The 23,668-nt window shown below is 44.3% G+C and carries 19 protein-coding genes; 7 read left to right on the top strand and 12 right to left on the bottom strand.

The genetic code is table 11. The annotated features are described in order from the left end of the window. On the top strand, window positions 1-2,601 hold a 2,601-nt coding region (locus AB4482_RS12250; RefSeq protein ID WP_372181018.1), incomplete at its 5' end, for a VCBS domain-containing protein. 76 nt (window positions 2,602-2,677) lie between these two features. Here AB4482_RS12250 and AB4482_RS12245 read toward each other — a convergent pair. From AB4482_RS12245 to AB4482_RS12205, 9 genes are all read right to left on the bottom strand, one after another. Further along, complete coding sequence (locus tag AB4482_RS12245; protein WP_081230386.1) at window positions 2,678-3,991, bottom strand: HlyD family type I secretion periplasmic adaptor subunit; 1,314 nt, start codon at window positions 3,989-3,991, stop codon at window positions 2,678-2,680. After that, complete coding sequence (locus tag AB4482_RS12240) at window positions 3,984-6,236, bottom strand: ABC transporter transmembrane domain-containing protein (protein ID WP_372181016.1); 2,253 nt, start codon at window positions 6,234-6,236, stop codon at window positions 3,984-3,986. The genes AB4482_RS12245 and AB4482_RS12240 overlap by 8 nt, the downstream gene beginning before the upstream one ends. Beyond that, complete coding sequence (locus AB4482_RS12235) at window positions 6,233-7,879, bottom strand: ABC transporter ATP-binding protein (RefSeq protein WP_017066510.1); 1,647 nt, start codon at window positions 7,877-7,879, stop codon at window positions 6,233-6,235. The genes AB4482_RS12240 and AB4482_RS12235 overlap by 4 nt, the downstream gene beginning before the upstream one ends. 204 nt (window positions 7,880-8,083) lie before the next feature. Then, complete coding sequence (locus tag AB4482_RS12230) at window positions 8,084-8,719, bottom strand: CatB-related O-acetyltransferase (RefSeq protein WP_017061734.1); 636 nt, start codon at window positions 8,717-8,719, stop codon at window positions 8,084-8,086. A gap of 419 nt (window positions 8,720-9,138) precedes the next feature. Continuing rightward, the gene (locus AB4482_RS12225; protein ID WP_372131049.1) at window positions 9,139-10,251 is read right to left on the bottom strand and encodes an NADH:flavin oxidoreductase; all 1,113 of its coding nucleotides are present in this window, start codon (window positions 10,249-10,251) and stop codon (window positions 9,139-9,141) included. Between the two features lie 287 nt (window positions 10,252-10,538). Continuing rightward, on the bottom strand, window positions 10,539-11,228 hold the full coding sequence (locus tag AB4482_RS12220) for a hypothetical protein (RefSeq protein WP_017061732.1): 690 nt from the start codon (window positions 11,226-11,228) through the stop codon (window positions 10,539-10,541). Next, entirely contained in the window at window positions 11,228-12,397 is a 1,170-nt protein-coding gene (locus tag AB4482_RS12215; RefSeq protein ID WP_104216140.1) for an OmpP1/FadL family transporter, read from the bottom strand. The genes AB4482_RS12220 and AB4482_RS12215 overlap by 1 nt, the downstream gene beginning before the upstream one ends. Window positions 12,398-12,490: 93 nt before the next feature. Continuing rightward, window positions 12,491-13,303: a crotonase/enoyl-CoA hydratase family protein gene (locus tag AB4482_RS12210; RefSeq protein ID WP_017066674.1), complete on the bottom strand. Its 813-nt coding sequence runs from the start codon at window positions 13,301-13,303 to the stop codon at window positions 12,491-12,493. Window positions 13,304-13,781: 478 nt separating this feature from the next. Then, on the bottom strand, window positions 13,782-14,975 hold the full coding sequence (locus AB4482_RS12205) for a multidrug effflux MFS transporter (RefSeq protein ID WP_136976044.1): 1,194 nt from the start codon (window positions 14,973-14,975) through the stop codon (window positions 13,782-13,784). A 270-nt stretch (window positions 14,976-15,245) separates the two neighbouring features. On the opposite strand from AB4482_RS12205, the gene AB4482_RS12200 reads away from it, so the two are divergent. The 4 genes from AB4482_RS12200 to AB4482_RS12185 all read left to right on the top strand — a co-directional run bounded on the left by AB4482_RS12200 (window position 15,246) and on the right by AB4482_RS12185 (window position 18,292). Further along, window positions 15,246-16,331, top strand: a complete 1,086-nt coding sequence (locus tag AB4482_RS12200) for a PQQ-dependent sugar dehydrogenase (protein WP_372131052.1) — start codon at window positions 15,246-15,248, stop codon at window positions 16,329-16,331. A gap of 448 nt (window positions 16,332-16,779) precedes the next feature. Next, complete coding sequence (locus AB4482_RS12195) at window positions 16,780-16,989, top strand: cold-shock protein (protein ID WP_010430417.1); 210 nt, start codon at window positions 16,780-16,782, stop codon at window positions 16,987-16,989. A 117-nt stretch (window positions 16,990-17,106) separates the two neighbouring features. Further along, on the top strand, window positions 17,107-17,646 hold the full coding sequence (locus AB4482_RS12190) for a YaeQ family protein (RefSeq protein WP_017061727.1): 540 nt from the start codon (window positions 17,107-17,109) through the stop codon (window positions 17,644-17,646). Continuing rightward, a complete protein-coding gene (locus tag AB4482_RS12185; RefSeq protein ID WP_229648331.1) occupies window positions 17,639-18,292 on the top strand; it encodes a hypothetical protein in 654 nt (217 codons plus the stop codon). The genes AB4482_RS12190 and AB4482_RS12185 overlap by 8 nt, the downstream gene beginning before the upstream one ends. Window positions 18,293-18,593: 301 nt before the next feature. On the opposite strand, the gene folE is transcribed toward AB4482_RS12185, so the two are convergent. After that, window positions 18,594-19,247 (bottom strand): GTP cyclohydrolase I FolE, encoded by a 654-nt coding sequence (gene folE, locus AB4482_RS12180; RefSeq protein WP_017061725.1) that lies wholly within the window; start codon window positions 19,245-19,247, stop codon window positions 18,594-18,596. 216 nt (window positions 19,248-19,463) lie between these two features. On the opposite strand from folE, the gene moeA reads away from it, so the two are divergent. After that, window positions 19,464-20,699: a molybdopterin molybdotransferase MoeA gene (moeA, locus tag AB4482_RS12175; protein WP_102393097.1), complete on the top strand. Its 1,236-nt coding sequence runs from the start codon at window positions 19,464-19,466 to the stop codon at window positions 20,697-20,699. Window positions 20,700-20,711: 12 nt separating this feature from the next. Next, the gene (gene moeB, locus AB4482_RS12170) at window positions 20,712-21,464 is read left to right on the top strand and encodes a molybdopterin-synthase adenylyltransferase MoeB (protein ID WP_065583719.1); all 753 of its coding nucleotides are present in this window, start codon (window positions 20,712-20,714) and stop codon (window positions 21,462-21,464) included. A gap of 54 nt (window positions 21,465-21,518) precedes the next feature. On the opposite strand, the gene AB4482_RS12165 is transcribed toward moeB, so the two are convergent. Beyond that, the gene (locus AB4482_RS12165; protein ID WP_372181015.1) at window positions 21,519-22,721 is read right to left on the bottom strand and encodes an EAL domain-containing protein; all 1,203 of its coding nucleotides are present in this window, start codon (window positions 22,719-22,721) and stop codon (window positions 21,519-21,521) included. Continuing rightward, window positions 22,714-23,574 (bottom strand): helix-turn-helix transcriptional regulator, encoded by an 861-nt coding sequence (locus AB4482_RS12160; protein ID WP_102319859.1) that lies wholly within the window; start codon window positions 23,572-23,574, stop codon window positions 22,714-22,716. Before AB4482_RS12160 ends, AB4482_RS12165 begins: the two co-directional genes overlap by 8 nt. Between the last annotated feature and the right edge of the window lie 94 nt (window positions 23,575-23,668).

The raw sequence follows: 23,668 nt of genomic DNA, 5'->3' as shown, positions 1-23,668 counted from the left end.
CATTTGGCCAATGGTCAGTCGCAACAAATCGCTATCACTTATCAAGTAGAAGATGGCCATGGTGGAAGTACGCAACAAACCGCCACGCTTACGATTGCCGGGACAGATGATAAAGCCACACTGGTTTCTAATGTCATTCAGCTCACTGAAACACAAGCGCTGGATAGTGAATTTAAATTCTATAGAGGCCAGCTTCAGCTAATTGACCCTGATAGTGGTGATAACACTCAGTTTGTTTTTAGCGGGAAGTATTTAGGCCAAGGGGTTGAGCCTGGTCACCTTGATGTTTGGCCTAATGGCACTTATCAATTCAGATTAGAAGCTGTTACCAATCGTCATGCGGACGATCTCATTGGTAGCCTACATGCTGGCGAGTCGATGGAGCTCCCCTACGAAATCGAAACCAATGATGGTCAAAAGCTCACCATTATGGTGAAGGTGACCGGTGAAGATAACCAAGCAAAAATTGAAGTAACGCCCTACTCCAGCCTCAATAATCATGTTTACGAAGATCACACTTCCTTTGGCAATACCACTAATCAGCTCAGCAGTGGTGGCACGTTACACGTGATTGACCCCGATCACGACCAAGCCGGTTTTATTGCACAAACCATCACCACCGCCGAAGGTGGTCGGTTCAATATCAACGCAAAGGGCCATTGGTCATACGATATTGACAATGATAAAGTCCAACATTTAGGCGCAGGGGAAAGCTTCCAGCAAACCTTTACCGTTGAATCTATTGATGGCAGTGCTAAAAAAGATATCACAGTGACCGTTCATGGCACCAATGATGCGCCAATTGCCTCGGCTGAAGTGCGTTTAGCGAATGGCTTAGAAGATAGCAAAATTGTCCTCACCCCAGCACTGCTACTTGCTAACACAACTGATATCGATGATAACGATATTGGCAAATTATCCATTGAGAACCTACACGCCGACCATGGTTCGATATTAATTAATGGCGATGGCACCTTTACCTTTACGCCAGAAAAAGACTATAACGGCGATGTCCATTTTAGCTATGACGTCAAAGATGCCCACGGTGGTGTGACCCACACCGGTGCATCAACAACACTCTCGGCAGTTGGCGATGCTGCGATCTTCGCCGGAGATAAAAGCGGTCAAATAACAGAAGATCGCCATGTACAAGGTGATGCCCAACATACGATATTTGTCACTGGCGTGTTGAATGTTATCGATCCTGATGCCGGTGAAGATCATTTTTACGACACTCGTAATGCCCATGCGATCAGTGATCCCTATGGCGGTCATCTGACCATTGGAAAAGCCGGTGATTGGGCTTATTCGGTTCCCAATGCCAATATTCAGCACTTAGCGGCAGGGCAAGTCGAGCAGGTTCAATATGAAGTAACGACCGCTGGTGGTGATAAACAAATTATTACCATCAATGTGCATGGCACTAATGATAAACCAACAGTTTCTGAAGTTATCGCAGGTGCACATAACATTGATGAAGATGCTGCAAATGCGACCTCTGGGCAAATTATTATCAGCGATGTTGATCATAGCGATCAACATTCTGTCAGTATTGATAGCCAACATCAGCCACAGTATGGTTCTGTTACCTATAATAGCAATACACAAACTTGGGTCTATACACTTAATAACAGCAATAGCCATGTTAATGCTTTAAATAATGGTGAACAATTGACCGATAAGTTTTCTCTATTAGTCGATGATGGACACGGGGGCATTACAACTCAAGAAGTTGAAATGCGCATTGATGGACACAGCGATGTTCCACCAATGCCAACCCTAGTTGCCCCTGCAAAAATTACCGGCAGTGCAGGCAATCAGGACCTGCATGCCTCAATCGGAATTCCTCCAATTATTCACCAAGGAACGCCTACGCCAATGACAGGCTGGGGAATATCAGATCACCACGGACACTCTCTCACTGCATTACACGGTCAATTTGGTACTTTGCATGTCAATCCTGCAACCGGAGAGTTGAGTTACGATTACCAACAAACTTCATCAGGCGTCGTTAAGACACATACAGGAGGCTCTTACGGTAGTGGTACAGACGAAACCGACTCGTTTGTTTTAACCCTAGGAGGCGATCAAAACTCACAAGTCGCGGTGCACCTACATTTGCACTCGCAATCCGTCCATGGAAACAGCGGACATCACATTGACCAAACCACACTAACTGGCATGGATTTATCGCCAATCGCTCCATCACCTCCTCCAGCACCCGGCATGAGCCAAGCGGATGAACCGGATGCCTCTTTCAGCACCCCTGATGAAGTTACTCTTAATTTTGATGAGGTGACGGCAAACCTAGAACATACAGCGATAGGCGAACACGAACAGCGTTCTGGTGCCCATGCTTACCTAGACGCTCTGGGTATTAATGCTGACTCGCCGTCTATAGATTCACCGTCACACAATGTACCAGTAGCGCATGATATCGATATCATTTTCAGTGATGCCGAGAGTGCTTATGGGGCTGAGCAAACTGACGATGGTATGAGTGATGGGCTGTCTCACCATACCGATAACCCATCTATTGATGATTCTTTACACCATCATAATGACGTTGACGGACTGCCTGACATAGACCCAAATAACTAGAACTTCACCCCTTCGGTTAGATAAAAAAAGGAGCACGGCATGTGCTCCTTTTTTATGCAAGCCAGAGTGGAGGACTTTACCTCTCTCCAAACGCCACGCTAACATTGGTATAAATCGGTTTCCATAAGTATTGGAACACCGACTTCTCGCCAGTTGTGATGTCTACTTCACCCGTCATACCCGGCAGTATGGAAAAGCTTTCAGGGTTATCACGGAAGTAAGGCGTATCAACCGACACTACAACTTCATAATAGATCTCGCCACGTTCGCTTTGACTTGTGGTCGGTGAAATACTCTCTACCGCCCCTTTTAAAGCCCCAAAGCGGCTGTAATCAAACGCATCAATCTTGATACGAGTCGGCTGCCCTACACTCACAAAACCAATATCTCTTGGTGACAAACGCGCTTTAAAGTCGGCTTTCCCACCAACAGGAACGATTTCAACCACCGTGCCACCCGGCTGAATAACACCACCGTTTTGCGTGCTTGGCAGGCTTTGCACCAAGCCTTGTAGAGGTGACACCAACATGGTGTTGGTCAATTTAGCTTGGCTTGAACGAACTCTAGCATTCAATGCTGATAAGTCAGATACGGCTTTAGAACGATCATCGCTCACTTTAGCTTTCGCTTCCGCCAGAAGCTGTATGATTTTTTGGTCATTACTGTCAGCTTGTCTAATCAATACCGACTTCTTACCACGAGCTTCTTCGATTTTCTGTTCGATACTGGCCAATTTTTGTCGCATTTCAAGCACACGTAAACGTGAAATGTTACCCGCTTTGTAACCCTTCTCCAGTATGTTCAACTCTTGCTTAGTCGCATTTAACTCTTTCTCATAACTCGGCAAGGCCTTTTCTACGCTACGAAGCTGCTCTGCAATTTGCTCGCTCTCTTTCTCAAGCACCACACGCTTTTGGAAGTAGAGGGCTTTTTGCGCGTTCAGCTGCGCTTTTTGTTGGCTGACGATCTCTGGGTAATCGACCTCAAACTCAGCAAGGTTAGGCTCACGCTGCTCAAGCAGCGCATTCATACGTTCCACACTGGCTAGAAGCGTCACTTGTTGGGACTTTAGCTCTTCAAGGGCGGTACGCTGGAAAGTGGCATCAAACTCAACAAGCGGCTGGCCTTTCTCTACCAACTGGCCTTCTTTAACGAGAATTTGCTTTAACTTACCGCCAATCGCGCTTTGTAATACTTGCTTCTCGCCTTCCGGAATCACAGCACCTTTGGCTTTGGCGATTTCATCAACTTGAGTGACTACAGACCAAGTGGCAAAAGCAATAACACATAAGGCAACCGACCATGTGGCCAGCGCCAATGTACGAGCCGTATTTTGTGATTCAACAAGTTCACCGTAGCGCTTGCCCTTCTCGATAGATTGTTTAGTCATTAGCGACTCCTTGCTTAGACTCTGATTGTTCTTGTTGGGCTGCATTTTGTTGAGCAGACGCCTCTTGAGTTGACGGCTGTAGCTCTTGAGATAACGGTTGCTCAGATAACTGCGGTTCTTGAGAAGCTTGAGGCTCTGAAGGCTGTTCCTGCTTCGAAGACTGCTCCGGATCTAATGGACCGGCATAAACCACTGCACCTTCATTTAATACCACCACTTTATCGGCAAGCTTGATTAAATCCGGATCGTGGGACGTGTAGATCACCGTTGCTTTTCCTTTTTTCGATTGCACAAACTCACCAAATATACGTTTAGCATTTGGGTGAGCATCAGGCACAGGATTATCCATTAAGAACATTGGGTAGCCATAAACCAGCGCTTTCGCGTCAATGAGGATCTGCGCGACGCTGCCAGACAACATGTCAAAAAGACTGTCCGGCTGAATACTGCTGATGGAAGTATCGAGCCCACCTGATAATGTCTCGAACCAACGCTTTCCACCGACCATTTCAATTGCAGAGATCATTTTCTGATCTTCGACTTTGTGACCGTCGTTTAGCCACTCTCGAATACTCAGCGTAAGCAAATCAGGATATGCGGCTCGAATGAAACACCAGTGGCGATAAAGCTGCGGGTCGTATTGAACGAGGTTAACGCCTTCAAGCTCGACCATGCCATTTTGGATAGGCTGCAAGCCAGACAGCACTTCAATTAATGTTGATTTACCGCTCCCAGAAGGGCCGGTAATCGCGACAACTTCACCGGCTTCAATATCAAAACTCACACCATTCAAAGCGGGGCGACTCTGTTTGGGATAGCGCAGCGTCACTTGGTCTAATTTCAAGTTAGGCGCTACCACGGGTAACGGGTGATGCTGGTAACTGAATTCACGCTCAGACGGCTGAGACAAAATACGGTTCACTTGCAGCTTGGATTGATTAAAGCTATTAAAACGCATCGCGCTGTTTGCCAACACCTGAGCAGGACCCGTCACCTTAGATATCAACATCATTGAAGCAATCAAACCACCGGGCGTCATCACTTGTTCAAAAATAAGTCCTATGCCTAACCCCATCACGGCGAGTGTCGAGCCCACACCAATGAAATAGTAAATCGAGGTGTACCGACTCTGGAGAACCGATTGATTAAAGGTCACTGTTGAAGCAAGAAGATTGGCTTTTTTGAAACGTTGAATCCAGTGCTCTGAGAATCCAGCACTGCGAATAAAGGCAAGCTTGGATGACAGCTCATTAGTCATGTTTTGACGATTCGTACCTGCGACTGTCGATTGCATCGAGCGCTTGCTGCTAGAGCGTATCGAGCGTTTTGCTAGCAAGTAATAAAGGATTAAAGAGACGACTGGAACCAGTACCAACCATCCGCCTAAAACTCCTATCGCTAGTACAAAAATTAGAATGAATGGTAGGTCAAATAACGCATTTCCTAATGGCCCCGATAGCACACCTGAAATACGCTCTGACAACATCACTTGGTTTTGCTGACTAGAAGAAGCTGTTTGCTGATTTTGAGCATAGCTATTACGAAGCAGACGCTGCACGAGGGATTGAGAAATCTCACGACTTACTCGGTTGGAAACTGAAGCAAACACTCGGCTACGTAATGTTCTCAACCAACCCATCATCACAAACAACAACGCCGCGCCAATGGCGATACCTTGCAACTCATGCCCTGCATCACCACCAATCACATGGTCATAAATCGACATCGTGATGAAGGGAACAGCAAGCGCAAATAAGTTAGTGATAAAGCTGACCAATAACAATTTAGGAATGATGGGGCGAAACGCATGTAACCTTTCACCAACCCAATCAGGAGAGGCCTTCTCTAATGGTGGCCCTTCGATAACAATACAAAACTGAGGGACATCGGTGATGTCGTTATTGGCATTAAAGGCAACAAATTGCTTGGATTCCAAATGACCAGAGACCAGCTCATGTTCACCAAGTACCAGTAAGACCAATTTATGTTCACCAACTTCATCTAGGTTGGCAACCAAGCGATAAGGCAGTGCAAGCCTGTCGAACAAGGCAAACATATCGTCGATTGATTCAATGCCATTTTCATCGACCCATTGATGTGCGAACAACTGGATATTAGCATTAACTTCCAACTGCTTAAGAACGGAAAGGCTCTCGGTTTCTAAATGATTCATCACCTCTTGTCGACCGCTGGTATCTGCACGGTTGTTCGTACCTGAAGGGTTACCAATATCTAAACGATTCATACGACGGCCTCCTGATTGCTCTCGCTGTCGACCGTAATAGCTCGACTTTCCACTGTAATGATTCGATTAGCAAATTCGCGAAGCTTCGAATGGTAGCTCACCATCAGTATCGTGCGTCCTGCCGTTACTTCTTCTTCCAACACCTTAGCTAGATTCCCAAGGGCGTCTAAATCAAGTGAAGAATCCGGCCTTTCCAACATGATTATGGGTTTATCACTTGCCAATTGAGCCGCGATATTGAGCATTTTCACGTTACCCATACTCAACAAAGAAGCACTCGTATGGCCAATTTGTGTCTCTAGTCCATCGGGTAATCGAGTAATCTCTTTGGTTAAACCCAAACGCTTTGCATAGTCACTGGCGCTTTGCGTTTTCTCAGGGTCAAACCCGCACAAGTTGTCGAGAATAGTACCCGACACCAACTGCCCTTTAACGCCACAGTAGGCAGCAATATTGGTTACGGATGCGATTGAAACTGCAGCTCCGTTAATGAAGCACTCACCCGCTTTTAGATCATCAATACCTGCAATCGACGACAATAAATGACTGTTGGTGTGGCGATCCTCACTCTCTAACAAAACCAACTCACCTTTATTCAGTGTGACATCTGCATGAGAGAGTTCACCATATCTTTCAACGGTCGCTTGCTTGATTTCCAACGTCTCAAAGTCAGATAAGTGGTTCTCAACTTGCTCAGAATCTGAAGATTCCGATAATGATAAGTCACTCAATTTTTCTATTGCCTGATTGGCACTGTGTATTGAATTAAGCTTGATTCTAACCCCAACCAGAGCACTCAAAGGCGCAACCGCTCTGCCAGATAAGATAGAACATGCCGCCAAGCCACCAGTAGTTAACTGACCATCCAACACCCACAAGCTCCCCGTAATTACGAGTAAAACTGACGTGGCTAATGCGGCAAGCTGAATACATTCTTGGGCAAAGGCGTTCTGTTCTTCTTCTCTCGCTTTAGACTGAGAGCGAACGTTATTGAGGGATTTAAACTGATTGAAGATTCGAGACTCAACAGCCTGACGTTTGATTCCTTGAATGGTTTGGCTCAGTAAAATCAAGAACGCTTTTCGCTCCTGCTCATCTTGGGAAGCTTCTTCACTTAAGCTTTTAACGCGAATAGAAGATAACCAAACGATTCCGAGAGTAATCAGCCAAACTGCCAAAGGTATCGCCACCAGCTCACCGCCGATGTAAGCCACCAAGCCCAAGAAGATCAAGGCAAAAGGCAAATCAATAAAGCCTGCAATCACACCACCGGAATACCAATCTTTGACTTTGGATACAGAACCAAGCCCCTCTTCCACGCCGCCAACACCAATGTGGCGGAGATGGCCTGATGAAGCCGTTGTTACTCTTTCAACCAAAGTTTGATAGGTCGCTTTCTCGGTATTGCTGGCCGCGGCTGACAAAAGCCAAGTACGCACAAACCGGATCAATGCTTCCATGGCAACAGCCAACGCTGCACCCGCCAACAACAAAGTGGCAGTACCGTAACTTTGGTTAGGTAAAATACGATCGTAAATTTGCAAAACCGTTAACGGAACGGCGAGAGAGAGAAGATTTATGAGTAAAGAAGGCAGTAAGACTTTCCCCACCACCCCTTTGTTTTTCATTGAACTTGCGGGCATACACAATCCTTATCCATGCTTATGAAATAAGATTGGTACACCATGTTGAGTATTGCAAGGTAACGGACTGATTTAACGTGTTTTTCAATATAAATATGACACAGATCTTTCTACACAAATCTGTGGCTATACCCGTACCTTAAAAACTCTCCTTACAAACGCTCGTTACAAGTGCTCCTTACAAGTGCTCCTTACAAGTGCTCCTTACAAACAATTGTCGTAATCCGTTATCGCCTGCTTTAACTTTGAAAAGTCTGAGTTACATAAATACGGTTTCAGCGCTTCAAATTTATCTGAGGGCCACTCGTATATTTTGAATGACATGAGTTCGTCAATAACGGACTCATCAAAGCGGTATTTGACGACTTTAGCTGGAGAACCACCGACAATGCTGTATGGAGCGACGTCTTTAGTCACCACACTATTCGCTGCAACCACAGCGCCTTCGCCAATCGTCACACCGGGCATCACCATCGCTCTCATGCCTAACCACACCCCATCTTCAATGTGAGTGTCACCTTTGCCAATGTAGGCATCGTCGATTACATCCATAAATGGATACAGCGAAAACCAATCAACTCTGTGGGTATGGTTGCCACCCATTAAAATCACAACCTCTGCGCCAATGCAGACATAATCGCCGATATGGAGTTCGTCGATTTCCCATCGAGGCTCCCACTGGCGGCTGACTTCGTCGCCATGTAAATAACGGACGACAGATTGCTCGAACCCATTATCCCAGCAATCGCTGTAATAACTGTGTTGACCTTTTACGTGAATATTGGGGTTGGTTACGACTTCATGCAGCAACTCGAATTTGGACCAATGCTTCTTTTGCATTTTTACCTCTGAATGATCTATTAAGTTTTATTCGTTAACTATCAAAATGTTCGACGATGCAAATCCAAGGTGCACAAACTAACGCCCTATAAACACAGGGTTCACTGGGATGAATAGTGAGTATCACGCTTAAATCATAGCAATATCGCTAAAACTAAAGAGACGTCAGTGGATTCGAGGTTGCTTAAGAAGAGGAAGTAGTTTCAAAGTTTGCTCAGTTTTTATCGATAACTTGGTTGGATAATTTACAGGCGTAGTGTAACTGTTTAGTCGCGCCAATTTGACAGGAAGATGTGATTAATAAGGTTTCAAATTTCGTTTCGTGGAATACGGAATGAACAAGAGCCTGCGCGATTACACAGGCTCAAACTTAGACTCAGCTATAAACTTCGGAGCTCGCTTGGAGCTGGGCTCAGCGACTACATGCGTGCAAGCTGTACTTTTCTGTCTTTATTCACCACGCAGAAGTTACCGCGCTTAGTACGACACTTAGAGCATCGTTCGCATTCAACAGGGCTTCTATCCCCTTCCTTCCAACGCTTCACTAAATGGGGTTCAGAAAGCAGCGGTCTTGAAAGCGCGAAGTACTCAATGCCCGTGTTGTTTGCAATCGCTTCGATAGCATCAAAATCCGTTAGACCACCAACCGTGATCACTGGGATATTAACGTCTTGGCTAATCGCGTGACCATACTCATGGAAGTAGCCTTCAGCTTGAATGGTAAAACCATCGTGCGACTCGCCAATCATAGTGTCTGCTTTGCCATGAATATTGCCTGACACGACAATGCCATCCACACCCACTTGTTCAAGCTTTTTACAGACAATACGTGTTTCCTCAAAGGTGACGCCACCTTCAAAAAACTCGGATGCCGTGAGCTTAACCAAGATAGGGAAATCATCACCCACCAGCTTACGTGTCGCGGTATAGATCTCTAACAAAAATCTCATGCGGTTTTCTAAGCTACCGCCGTATTCATCTTCACGTTGGTTGTAATAAGGGCTTAGAAATTGGTTAATCAGGTAAGTGTGAGCGGCATGAACTTCAACGCCATCAAAGCCTGACTTTTGTGCTCTCAAAGACGCTTGAGCAAACGCATCAACAATGTAGTCGATCTCGTCTGTGGTCATCGCTTTACCTAGTGTTTGAGTGCCTTTTTCTGGAACCTCACTTGGTGCGTAGATCACTCGTTCGCCAAGATCATGCGTGGTTTTGGTGCCACCATAAGCTAATTGCATCACGATTTTAGAGTCGTTGTCGTGCACCAGTTGAGTCAGCTTTTGATACTCTTCAATGAATGAGTCGTTATACATACCCATCATGCCTGCATTCGGCTTTTCTTCTTCAACAATGTTCGCGTAGCCCGTCACGATCAGGCCGACTTCACCTTGAGCCAACTCTTCATAGATAGCGTACAGTTTATCTGTCATATGCCCATCTTCGGTGGCCATATTTTCCCACGTTGCACTTCTCATGAAGCGATTCTTTAGTGTCATCTTGCCAATGTGGGTTTCTGTAAACAAAGTGCTCAAGTGTCTTCCTCTCAAAATCGTGTTACGCAAGTTACCCATTAAGCATGGGCACTGATTCAGGCGGATACTACAGAGAATAAGGCAGCGAAAACTTAATCTAGATTAAGAGAGCGGCACTCTCATGTGAGAAAGATATAGAAAGCATCAAAAAGAGATAAAAAAGATTGGAGAAATGGTAACAAAAGAAAGTCGCTAAGTTTTAATAAGCGACTTTGTTCAATTTAATCTGGACTAAGTCAATGGTTCTTACGAGAGGTGTCCACCTGCGAATTTCTGCCTGCTAACAGTTATTTGAACTCATAGGTGTAAGACGCGCCAACACTGTTATTTTCACCGAAATCGTCCTCAGCAAAAATAGTGAAGAAGTTGAATGATTGAGCGTCACTCAACTTGTAGCTTGCACCGACGCCTGCCCAATACCCTGAATAATCATCAGACCCCATTGAACCGCCACCGAAGCCCATAATCGACCACTCATCCGTAATCGTTTTTAAACCAAAGGCACCAATGTAGCCACCATGTGTTGAACTCGGCATCAATACATAATCAGAGCCAACGTTATCATCATCGAAAACCGCCACTTCGCCATCATTATAACTGTAGCCAGCCATAGGGAAGATTTGCCAACCGAACGGCTCAATGTCGAAATAACTCAGTGGTATAAACGTACCAATACTGTAGTTGTTCTTATAAGCATCGTTGTCGTATTCAGAGCGGCTAAAGTTGAAATTGACGATCCCCATAGGCAACAACCATGAACCGCCTACTCGCCACTCTTCACCGTCAGCATTAACACGAGCGTTGATCATTCGCGCTTCATCAAGCCCAATAGACCCAGAGAACTGCAGATCTTCGTTATAAGCAACGCCAGCTTTGGTTACGATTTTAGTCGGATCATCAGGGTGCTTCTCTTCAGCAAAAGCACCCGTTGAAAATAAAGACACTAAAGTAATGATTAGTAGATTACGTAATGTCATTAGAAGGTCGCGCTAACACCAACAAAGTGGATACGGCCATCGAATGAACCGTCAACCATGAATCGGTCCATATCTACTGAACCCAAGTCAGCATATTCGTAGAACACGTCAATTAAGATATCATCCCAATAGGTAGATGCACCCACTGAGTAGCGATACTGCTCACCAACGGGAAGATCAACATACTGCATTGTCGGGTCGTCTTGTGGAGAAGTTTCGTAAGAGAAACCGGCTTTCAAACGCCAGTCTGAGTTAAGTTGGTAATCTGCACCAACTGCAAACTTCCATACATCGTCCCAATCGCGCAATAGTGTTTGATTAATTGGAAGGTTACCATTTTGGTTTGTACCCAAATCTAAAACAGTGCTATCCCATTGACTCCAACGATGAAATTGCACACTAGCTAATAGATCAAGCTGAGTATTAAATGCATAACTCAAACTGGCATCAACAATTTCAGGTACATCTATACCAGTATTTAATGAACGCTGGCCGCCAGTAAATACATTCACATCATTGTTAAATTCATGTTCGAGTTTAGAACGATAACTAGCACCCAATTTAAGCTTGTCTGTCGGTGTGTACATTACGCCAAGGTTATAGCCATAAGCCCAATCAGTGTCTTGCTTAGCTGTAAAAAGAGAGGATGATTGCTGTAATGCAGCCCAACTTAATTGTACACCCGCCCCAACCGACCACTGGTCATTCAGTTGGTAACTCAGTGATGGATTCACTTGCATCGCAGTAAGCGTAATATCTTGAAGTAAAAGATGACCTGCCCATTCGTTACCGTAATCAACGCTAGAGCCACCAACGGCACCAAGTGCAATACCAAGGTGTAATTTGTCAGTGACTTGATGCGCGTGGAAGACACCAAATGAAGGCATCACTGTATGTGCTTTACCGTCTTGCTTATCGCCGTTGTCTTGATACTGCATCTCAAGATCGAACGCCATGGTATTGATGGTCGTTTTGCTTTCGCCCATGTGAGACATAGTGGCAGGGTTTGTCCACATCGCCGCTGCAGATCGAGTGTAAACACCGTCGCCAGCACCAGTAGTACCAGCGTTGGCAACGACAGCTTCTTGCAAAAACAGGCCACTTGCGAATGCATTTAAGCTCGTAAAAATTGCAGTGGCAGCTAGAGAGTAAGTAAAAGTTTTGTTCATCAGAGCGCTCATTTAGCCTTAGACATTAAATTGCTCTAAGGTTACCGCAAAGCCCCATAAACAAAGGGAATATCGATTATTCCTGTACAAACATTATTTGAACTTTCTTGCTAAGTAAGAGCGTGGCTTGTCAGGATGAATTTCACGCTGTGCTGCTATCGCTCGGTTCTTACCTAACCCTACTTTGATCTGATACCAAGTTTCGTAGAACACAGCCATTCCGGGGCTTGACCACCAAATCTTGTTGTAGAGTTTCTTATTAGCAGCGACGACATCTGGCGACCGATTCGCACACTCAAGTGCCAACGCATAGGCTTCAGCGTAAGGATCTTCGGCAATCTTGGTCACCAACCCATATTCTTTAGCGGTTTCACAGTCGATCACTTTGGCCGTCATCGCCATTTCAAGGGTGTGATCTTTACGCATCAGCTCTCTAAAAGCGATAGCGCCTCCCATGTCTGGAATCAGACCCCACTTTGCTTCCAATATAGAGAAGTTCGCATCCGGGCTAGCAATTCTAAAATCACCCCCACTGACCAATTGCAGGCCGCCTCCCCAACAACGACCATGAATCGCAAAAATGACAGGGCATGGAATATCTCGCCAACCCAATGAAAAGCGTTGTGCAGCGTTAGGCAATGTCGGTAGCCATTTAAACAAGAGCTTCATCGCCCCAGATTTACTGGTTAATAGGGACTTAACATCAAGCCCTGAACAAAAATCAGAACCCTCACCTTTTACTATTACGGCACGAATCTCGGTGTTCTTTTTCAGCTGAGTCACCATGTTATTCACGCCTTGAAACATTGCCATATCAATAGCATTGAGCTTATCGGGTCGATTCAACACAACCGTCGCAATTTGGTTTTCATCGATAGAACAAGTAATACGATCGAGGTTTGGCATGGTGGCTACCTTATCAGTGGTCAGACCTTTAGGTTATACATTTTATTAACATATGCCAAACTTGCACATTAAGAAGCGAGACCTGTGTTGCTTAACGTCTTTCCCTTTACACAAACGACATCAACAAAAAAGCAGTGATGGATCGCTCCATTCACTGCTTTTCATCCGTAGCTTTTATCGCCAATGGCTTTGATTGCCAGTAGCTTTGATTAGCAATGGCTTTCGGTCATGAGCAAAACCTATGTTCTTCGAGATTTCAGTAGCAAGAAGATAAAGTAGCTGCCAGCAATAATGGAAACTAACGTCCCTGCCGCAAGCTGCGCTCGGAACACTACCACTTGCCCTAAGCAGTCAGAAAATAGCATATATTCTGGTAACTTAAACCAAAGCGCTGAACATTAAAAAGGCCATTGAAATTCATCATTTCAATGGCCTTCTCGTTCCTACTAGCCAGGCAGCTAGCTAATTACCTAAGCAACTAACTGAGCTGAGACTCTCTCGCTTCTTGGCTACTGAAACCACGCAAAATGTTAAACAGGGTAATCAATGTGAACAGCATGATAACGAGCGATAAATGCCACGCTTCCCCTAACCCTAACTGAACCAGGCCCATACTCACCATTGAAGACACCACCATCTGCCCGCCACCAGACATCGCAGCCGCCGCGCCAGCGTTCTTCTTATAAGGCAACATCACTAACGCCTGAGCACAAGGTAACGCAATACCATTACCAAGGATCATCAAGAACTGGCCAAGCATGAGATACAAAGGTTCGAGTGGACAGAAGAACAGCCACAAGGCCGCAGCAACGTGCAATACAGGTGTGCATAACAGAGTTTTCTTGTTACCCAGCATAGGGCGAATACGGTTACATAAGCCTGTTCCGCCAAGCATGCCTAATGCTGGAATCACCGCCCACATCGCGTATTCATCTGACGTCATACCAATCTGGTTTTGCATGATAAATGGCATCACCGACACAGTGGTGATCATCAAGCTAAAGTTAAGCCAACCGATACTCGCAAAGCTCATAAAATAACGAGAAGTGAGTAACTCTTTATATTGAGAAACCATTCTCTTAGGCGAAGGGATCGCCGAAACCTGAGTGACGGTTTCCTTAAATTTGAACGCTAACACCACCCAAGCTAATGAGACATAGCCAAGTAGCGAGATAAACACCATGCTCCAGCCAAAATGGAAGTTAATGAATCCACCGATAACGGGCGCGATCAAAGGTGTTATAGACGCAACCATAGCAATGTAAGACATCGCCAAAGGCAAGTCTGCCCCACTGAATCTGTCTCGCGTAGAAGCACGAGCAAGTACCGCGCAACAACCGGTTCCTAAGCCTTGCAGGAATCGCCCCATCACCATGCTAGTAAACGAATGGCTGAAGAAGATGATCATCAATAACCCAAGCATGGCAATCAACAAACCGCTTAGCAGTACCTTCTTGCGTCCCAAAGCATCGGAAATAGGGCCATAAATAAACTGGGAAGGACCAAAGCCCAATAAATACACACTCACCAAAAGCTGAGCTTGCTCTAGCGAGACATCAAAGTCTTTGGCGATCCAAGGTAAAGAAGGAAACACCAAGCCCATACTGAGCTGGCCGATACTGATGACCAAACACGCAAGTAAGATCGATTTAAAATCAAATCCACGACTCATCGTTTAATACGTCCATTTGAATAAAAATCGTGCGTATCTAACTCACAACATAAAAACTGAGAAAATAGCGAAAATGCTGCTGGTGAGTTGTTCATAATGCTCCGACGGGATCAAATAGAGAAAGGCACAGTAAACATACGTGAGCTTGTATAATCATACAATAGGCGTTCAACTAAATATGTGAATAGTCACTTTTCAGCAACCTCGGCTTTCCGCCAATCGGTCACAAGCGCTAGACTAACACTAGATGCTCATAATCAAGGGATTTCAATGAACACTCATCACCGTATTTTTTCATGTGCTTTGGCGCTGCTTGCCTCTGGTCCTATAACGTCAGCCTTTGCATGGCAGGCAGAGAAGATCACCGACGGACTCGTGATCCCTTGGGGGCTGGCTTATGTCAACGATAAGTCCATGTTAGTCACAGAAAAATCAGGCGTCATTAAACATGTCGATTTAAAAACAGGCGATCAAAACACACTGTTCAGGCTGCCCAATGTATGGGCGAAAGGCCAAGGTGGATTATTGGATATCGCACTCTCCCCTTTTGAAAACGGAAAGCTCTACGTCACTTACAGTAAAGACGTCGATAGTGAAGGCGTAACGACACTGGCTTCTGCTAATTACAGCAATAATGAAGTCACCAATTGGACAGATGTGTTTGTATCTAAATCTAGAACGGACACCGGACGTCACTTTGGTAGCCGTATCACCTTTGATGATAGCCACCTGTATTTTTCAATCGGCGACCGTGGTGATCGAGACAACGGCCAAGACACCATGACTCACGCCGGATCAATATTACGACTGAATGCCGATGGAAGCACACCAAGCGATAACCCATTCACGGATAACAACAAAGTGCTCAATGAAATTTGGAGCTTTGGCCATCGTAATCCACAAGGTCTGTATTACGATTTCCCGACTCAAAAGCTTTGGTCGATTGAACACGGCCCTCGCGGTGGTGATGAAATTAACCTAATAAAAGCGGGTGCCAACTATGGGTGGCCTGTCACCTCACACGGAAAAGAGTATTGGGGCCCTATCAGCGTTGGCGAATCGGAAACCAAAGATGGTATTGAAGCGCCAAAAAAAGTCTATGTTCCTTCAATCGCTCCGGGGAGCTTGATTGTTTACCAAGGCGATAAGTACCCAGAGCTGAAAGGCAAACTGCTGGCTGGCGCACTAAAACTTACTCACATCAATATTGTGACAGTCAATGAACAAGGTGAGGCAATCGAGGAAGAACGCATTTTAGAGGACTTGGGCGAAAGGGTAAGAGACATCGAAACTTCACCAAACGGAGACATCTTCTTCAGCACTGATAATGGCAACCTGTACCGCTTGAAAAAGTAGCCGAGACCTCGTTCAAGTAAAGGCACTTACCTTACAACGACATTTATAAATATAAGCCGTTAAAAGTGGGCTCAACGCCCAGTTAGCGGCTTTAAATTTGCAAAAATGAATGCGCTAAAACAGTGCATTTACTCCAAATTCGTCATCAATTTCGACCACCTTTTTCACAAAAACTACAACAAATCACCATACAACTGTAACTCCATGATATTTAAGGAATGCAAAGTTTGACTACCCCCAAGTTTCTGCAACCTTTCCCTATGTATTCGATTGACTATCCCCTGATTTGATTTAGACTCGTTCCCGGCTAGAAAGAAAGTTCTTTGTATATAAACATTTCGTTGGATTACTAGTAACCCCGTTGTGTTGTACGCAATAGCAATAAACTTTTCCACGCTATCAGTGCCACAATTGGCTCAAAATAAAAATTTAATTTTAGGATATCATCATGTCTAACACAGTTACTGGTACAGTAAAATGGTTCAACGAAACTAAAGGCTTCGGCTTCATTCAACAAGAAAACGGCCCAGACGTATTCGCACACTTCTCTGCTATCACTGGCGACGGTTTCAAAACTCTTGCTGAAGGCCAAAAAGTTGAGTTCGTAGTATCTCAAGGTCAAAAAGGCCCACAAGCTGACAGCATCAAAGTACTTTAATTTAGTATTTTAAAGCTTTCTAAAAATAGCCAGCCTCTGCTGGCTATTTTTTTACCCGCTATTCAGAGATTTAAGGTAATATTCCCCTTCACTATTTCTACCTAAGACACCCTCTCAATGGCTCTTAAACCGACAATCTACAAGTTTCGTATCTCTTTAACCGATATGAATCGCGACTATTACGACTCTTTCAATCTAACGGTTGCACAACACCCTTCTGAAACAGAACAGCGAATGATGGCTCGAATCATGGCTTTCTGTATCAATGCGTCTCCTGAACTTGAGTTCACTAAAGGGTTGTCTAGCATTGAAGAACCCGATTTATGGCAGAAGTCGTTAGACGATCAAATCCTAGAATGGGTCGATGTGGGCGAACCCGATCCAGAGCGTGTTAAGAAGGCAACTCGCCTATCTAAATCAGTACGCGTATTCAGCTTCAACACTAAATCAAACGTTTGGTGGGAGCAGAACAAAGGTAAATTCGGCTACCTAAAAGCTCAGATCGTTCGTCTAGACAACGATGGTATTGAGCAGCTAGCGGCGATGACACAACGTACGATGGATCTTTCAGTCATGCTGACGGGTAACTCTGCTTTCATTAACAGCGATACTCAATCGGCAGAAGTAACGTGGGAAGAGCTACAGAGTAATGACTGAGCGTCCAACCCCGAATAATTCGCAAACAGCAGCTAGCCAGCTAGAAGAAGCCAAGCAACAAGCCGACGCGCAGCAAGAAATCAAAGCTAAACAACAAGCTAGAACCAAGCTTCACCAGTGTTTAAAAGAAGCAGGTTTAGGTTCAGTCAAAGCGCTCTCGACAGGCTACGAGAAAGAGCTGTCGTCATTTATTGATGAAAACCACGCTTTGTTTAAACACGCTTGCGAGAACAAGCCGGAGAACTCTGCACGTCAGACGTTGCTTGGCTTGCTAACCAAGGTACATATCGATGCAAGCTATCGCTTTGAAAGCAATAAAGAAGCGAATGAGGCGATGCAAAATGTATTCGATAATACAGTGGGAACTGAGCACAGCGACAAGTTACAAAACTCTAACGCTCAACAGTTAAAACTAGTCACGCATTTGTGGTTGTTCATTCAAGGACGACTAGGAATGGATTACAGCCTAGCCAATGATCACGCAGCTGTAGCCGCTACGCTACTGTCTCGTATATCGAGAAGCAGTGATGATGAGATTCGCGTAGAGTTCATGGCGAGTTTTTACGATGGTTTGAGCATCTATCAAGCCGAGAACAAGCCATCCGGTATTGTTCACCACTTAAAGCGTTTGTTTAACCTTTCTTAAGCACTCCACCAGCGACTGATTCTAGTTACGCTCTATATGCTTTCAACAAACGTTAAGATATAGAGCGTGCTTTTTCTGCTTGGCCGCAACAGATTCCCTATTACGTTCATTCCTCACTTTAGGGAATGGCGAAAGTGAATAAGTCGCTCATTCTTCACTTTAGGGAATAACAGCATTTTCAGCCATTACAGTTGACTTCATTGCAGGCGTAAAAAAGCCCCGCATAAAGCGAGGCTTAGAATATTTTCAACGAACTTCAATTTACAAAGGCTAAATCACGTGCATCCAATAACGAAACGTATTAACGCAGGCCGTGTAAGAATTCGTGGCGCGTTGCTGGGTTTGATCTGAAGATACCGCCCAGAGCTGTTGTTGTCGTTTCGCTAGTCGCGTCCATTACACCGCGTGATTTCACGCAGTAGTGAACCGCATCCATGGTGACAGCAACGTCATCAGTTTCGAGTAGCGTTTGCAGTGCAACAAGGATCTGCTGCGTCATACGTTCTTGAACTTGTGGGCGCTGAGCAAAGAATCGAACAATACGGTTAATCTTTGAAAGGCCGATGATTTTCCCACGAGGGATATAAGCGACCGCAGTCTTACCATCAATCGTCACTAAGTGGTGCTCACAAGTACTGGTCACGGTAATGTCTTTTACTCGTACCATCTCACGAACGCCCATCTTGTTTTCGATTACCGTAATTTTAGGGAAATTGGCGTAATCCAAACCAGAGAAAATTTCATCCACGTACATTTTAGCAATACGTTGCGGTGTTTCTTCCAGACTATCGTCCGTAAGATCAAGTTCAAGGAGAGTGAGAATCTCACGCATATGGTGTTCGATTCGTTCCTTTTTCTCTTCTCGGCTAACCTGGTTTGGACTCATTGGTGTCTCTAAACCACGGCTTGCTAGCGCATCTTTAACCAACTTCGCTGATTCGCTAAGACCTGACATTGAACTTCCTCTTTTATTACCCCTTCTGGATGGCAAACAAGGATACTCGGAATTTTGAATAAATACACCCATATTTTAAGGGAGGTCATTATTTACGGGGCTTAAACTGTGCTAGAGTGGCTAGAATTTCGTTGGCGAACCATCATGATTTGATAACTATTGAATCCCTATTGCCAACCGCCAAATCAAAATAATAACGATCAAAGGATTTCAATTATGGGCTGTTGCGACGCTCCGGGCTTGATGCCAATTGAAGAAGCACTAGATAAGCTGCTATCACCAATTCAACCTATTCAAACGACCTTATCACTGCCATTAGCAGAAGCATTGGGTTACGTACTTGCTGAAGATATTCTATCCCCTATTTTCGTCCCTCCTTTTGATAACTCAGCAATGGACGGCTATGCACTGCGCTTAGCAGACCTAGAGAACAGTAAAGTGCTGCCTTTAGCGGGCAAGTCCTTTGCAGGTCAACCTTTTGAAGGTGAATGGCCAGCAAACACCTGTATTCGCATTATGACTGGCGCAAAGATCCCGGAAGGTTGTGACGTCGTAATCATGCAAGAAAACACGGCTGAAACTGACGCTGGCATTGAGATTCAGCAAGACGACATCAAGCTGAACAATAACATTCGCCCTACCGGTGACGACATCAAGCAAGGCGATATCGTTCTTAGCCGTGGCGAACGTTTAACACCTCGTGACATTCCAATGATTGCTTCGCTCGGTGTGAGTCATGTAACTGTGGCACACAAACCTAAAGTCGCTTTCTTCTCTACTGGCGATGAGCTCAAGCCATTAGGTCAGCCTCTTGAAGATGGTCAGATCTACGACAGCAACCGCTACGGTATCAAACCACTGATTGAAGCGTTTGGTTGCGAAGCAATTGACCTAGGTATTATTCCTGATTGCCCTGCAACGCTTAAAGAAACCTTTGTAAAAGCGCAAGAACTGGCAGACGTAGTTGTCACTTCTGGTGGCGTAAGTGTCGGCGAAGCTGATTACACCAAAGACATTCTTGAAGAGCTTGGCGAAATCGGCTTTTGGAAACTAGCAATCAAACCAGGTAAACCATTCGCATTTGGTGAGCTAGACAACGCTTGGTTCTGTGGCCTACCGGGTAACCCAGTATCAGCAATGATGACTATGTATGTGTTAGTTCAGCCTATGCTGGCTAAATTAGCTGGTCACACAGCATGGACAGCACCAGAGTCGATTCCTGCTATCACTAAATCTGCATTCAAAAAAGGCCCAGGCCGTACTGATTACCAACGTGGCATCTACTCGATTGAAAACGGTAAGTTTGTAGTAGAAACAACAGGTAACCAAAGCTCTGGCGCTTTCCGCTCAATGAGCTTAGCAAACTGCTTTGTGGTACTAGAGCGCGAACGTGGCCGTGTTGAAGTCGGTGAAACGGTTCAGATTCAACTGTTTAACTCCACGCTTTACTAACGAGGCTTGCTGATGGAAATACTGTCTGACGCAGAGATGCTTCGCTATAACCGCCAGATCATTCTCAAGCAGTTTGATTTTGAGGGTCAAGAAGCGCTGAAACAGAGCTCGATTTTGGTGTTAGGTGCGGGTGGTTTAGGCTGTGCCTCTGCTCAATACCTTGCGACTGCGGGTATTGGTAAGCTAATGCTGATCGACGACGATGTTGTCGAGCTTTCAAACTTGCAACGACAAGTGCTTCACACCGATGCTGATATTGGTAAGAAGAAAGTCGTTTCAGCCGCTGAATCATTACAGGTGTTAAACCCACACCTTAGAGTTGAAACGGTCGACCACAGACTTGATGACGAGGCACTAGCAAAGCTCATTGAAGCGCATTCGTTAGTACTTGATGCCAGCGACAACGTTGAAACGCGCAATCAACTTAACCGTTTGTGTTACGCCTCAAAAACGCCACTTGTATCGGGCGCTGCGATTCGCATGGAAGGTCAGATTAGTGTCTTCACTTATCAAGATGCTGACGCACCCTGTTACCAGTGTTTAAGCGCTCTATTTGGCAACGCTGCTCTAAGCTGTGTTGAAGCCGGTGTGATGGCACCTGTTGTTGGCATGGTAGGCGCGGCTCAGGCTTTGGAAGCTATCAAGGTTATTGCCAAGTTTGGACAACCAAAGCAAGGCAAACTTTTGATTCTCGATGCCATGTCTCACAGCTGGCGTGAAATGAATTTAATAAAGATGCCTAATTGTTCGGTGTGTGGTAAGTAATAAAAAGAGCCAAAGCCCATTGAGTTGGCTTTGGCTCGTTACCCTAATACGTTGTTAATGATTAGAAGTATATTCAGAAGCGACGTAATCTAGCTCCTTTTGCTCTGTGAGCATCTCAACTACAATTTCAGGTAGTGATGGAACCCCATGAAGAAAACCTTGTTGGTTAAAGCCGCCTAGAGCTTCCAGAAATGCACAGGTGTCTTTATTTTCAACACCCTCATAGATAATACGTGCGTTTTTTACCGAAACGAGCTTCTTAACTTCATCGATTTTTTGCATGTAATCAATGTTATGGCAAAGTCCCCATGTAATGGTTTTATCTATTTTTATCTCACTAATAGGCAGTTTGACAATACGTTCAATATTCGATGCTTCCATCCCAAAGTCATCTATAGAGATCTCAAAACCATTCAACCTTAGCCGTAAAATATTTGCCAACAATTCTTTTTCAATATTGCCTGAAAGCCCCTTTTCAGTCAGCTCTACAACGATAGTATGCTCAATACCTTGCTTATAGATCTCGAGTAGATTATCGACAACAGATTCATCAGTCAGTAAATTAGGATCGATATTAATTGAGAACCTCAACGATTTATCAAGTTCACTGAAGTGGAGATGATAATCCTGAATGAATTTATTTATCACGATATTGGTAAAAACCTTTTGCTTTCCTAGCTCTTCAATTACTGGCAAAAAATAGCTCGGTGGAAGTAAGGTCCCGTTTTCATCAGACCATCGTGACAACACTTCAAACCCCGAAATAACATTTATATCCGAAACAACTTGCGGCTGATAAACCAGATTGATGGGAAAATCGTCATCGATGATTGTTGCACGGTTACCAAAGCCAAGCTCGCTTTTGGTTATGGTTTCAACTTCAAGTGCTTTATCAACCAACTCACTTATTTGGTTAGCCCAAATAGGCTTTTCTAGTGAAGCGACAACATTTAACTCATAGAGCTTTCCAAGCATACTCACCGAGCTAACAATGGATTTATCCAAACCTGAAATAATGATTATTTTAGACTCAACATTTTGTTGCGACATCATACTCAAGAGTTCAAATCCATCGCCATTGGGCATCATGATGTCCATAATCACCAAATCAAATGATGCGTTTTGCATTTTGCTCATTGCATCGAACGCATTTTCTGCAAACTGTAGAGATGTTTTTTTATTAGATAAAGAGACCGCATTTTTAATGACCTCTCTCGATAGTTCAACATCGTCAACAATCAATACTGTGTTATTCATTCTCTTCACCTTTATAGTTTGCAATAATATCCATCCAAGTGCGTTGTGATTTCATTTTCTTTGAATCCAAGTTCATGACCTTCATTGATCTATCGTTACTTCTTACACTTCGATACTCGCAGCCCAATGAAAAAAACAGATCAAAAATCCTTTTGCTTTTCAGTAGTATATAAAGCTCTTTATCTGGATTTAAGCTTTGTAGATACTTGTACGCCTCTCTGCCCATTGTGTCTGTAAATGACGAATAATGAGTGCAGTTAAAAGTAACAACTAAATGTGCTCTATCTTCTTTAGATACTAAGACTTGCTCCAAAAAATCTGCTGCAAGATTATAGTTAGCACTTAATAAGTGTCCGATTAATTGCCCATTAACCGTGACGAGCGTTAACTCTCCAGAATATTGATTTATTATTTTTTCAATAATTACCTTTCTACTCATACCTAAATCTTCTAAATTACTGAGCATAACGTTATCCTCATATTCAAAGATGACATCAATTAACTTGGTAATCTTCCCAAGAAGGAATGAATTATTTGAGTTAATCACCGTAACTTCTGTTTGGACGTGCATGTTCATATCAATATAACCGTTATTATTAAATTTATTCGTTAACCCTGTGAGAACTGTTTGTGAGTCGTTTGCCTCCCAAACATCAAATATGTTGACTCCAATAAGGTCCAGTAACTCGTTTTGACGTTTTAAGTGGGGAGTTGTTACTCCTCTTTCCCAACGGCTTAGTGTCACAACGTCCAGGTTGTTAAAGTTAGAGTTACTTCTTTGAATCGCATCAACAAAATTAGTTTGAGACAAACCATTATTAACACGAAACGTACGTATAATATTTCCAAACATAGCTTTATTTTCTTATTCGTTATTGTGATTTAGCTTATTTTTAATTAAATACGAACAAAAGCTAAGGGCAAGCTGTGATTGAATAATTTGAAAA

This window comes from Vibrio sp. 10N.222.55.C7, assembly GCF_041473335.1.
Classification (GTDB): Bacteria; Pseudomonadota; Gammaproteobacteria; order Enterobacterales; family Vibrionaceae; genus Vibrio; species Vibrio crassostreae_C.
This window is presented reverse-complemented; position numbering and strand designations above follow the sequence as displayed.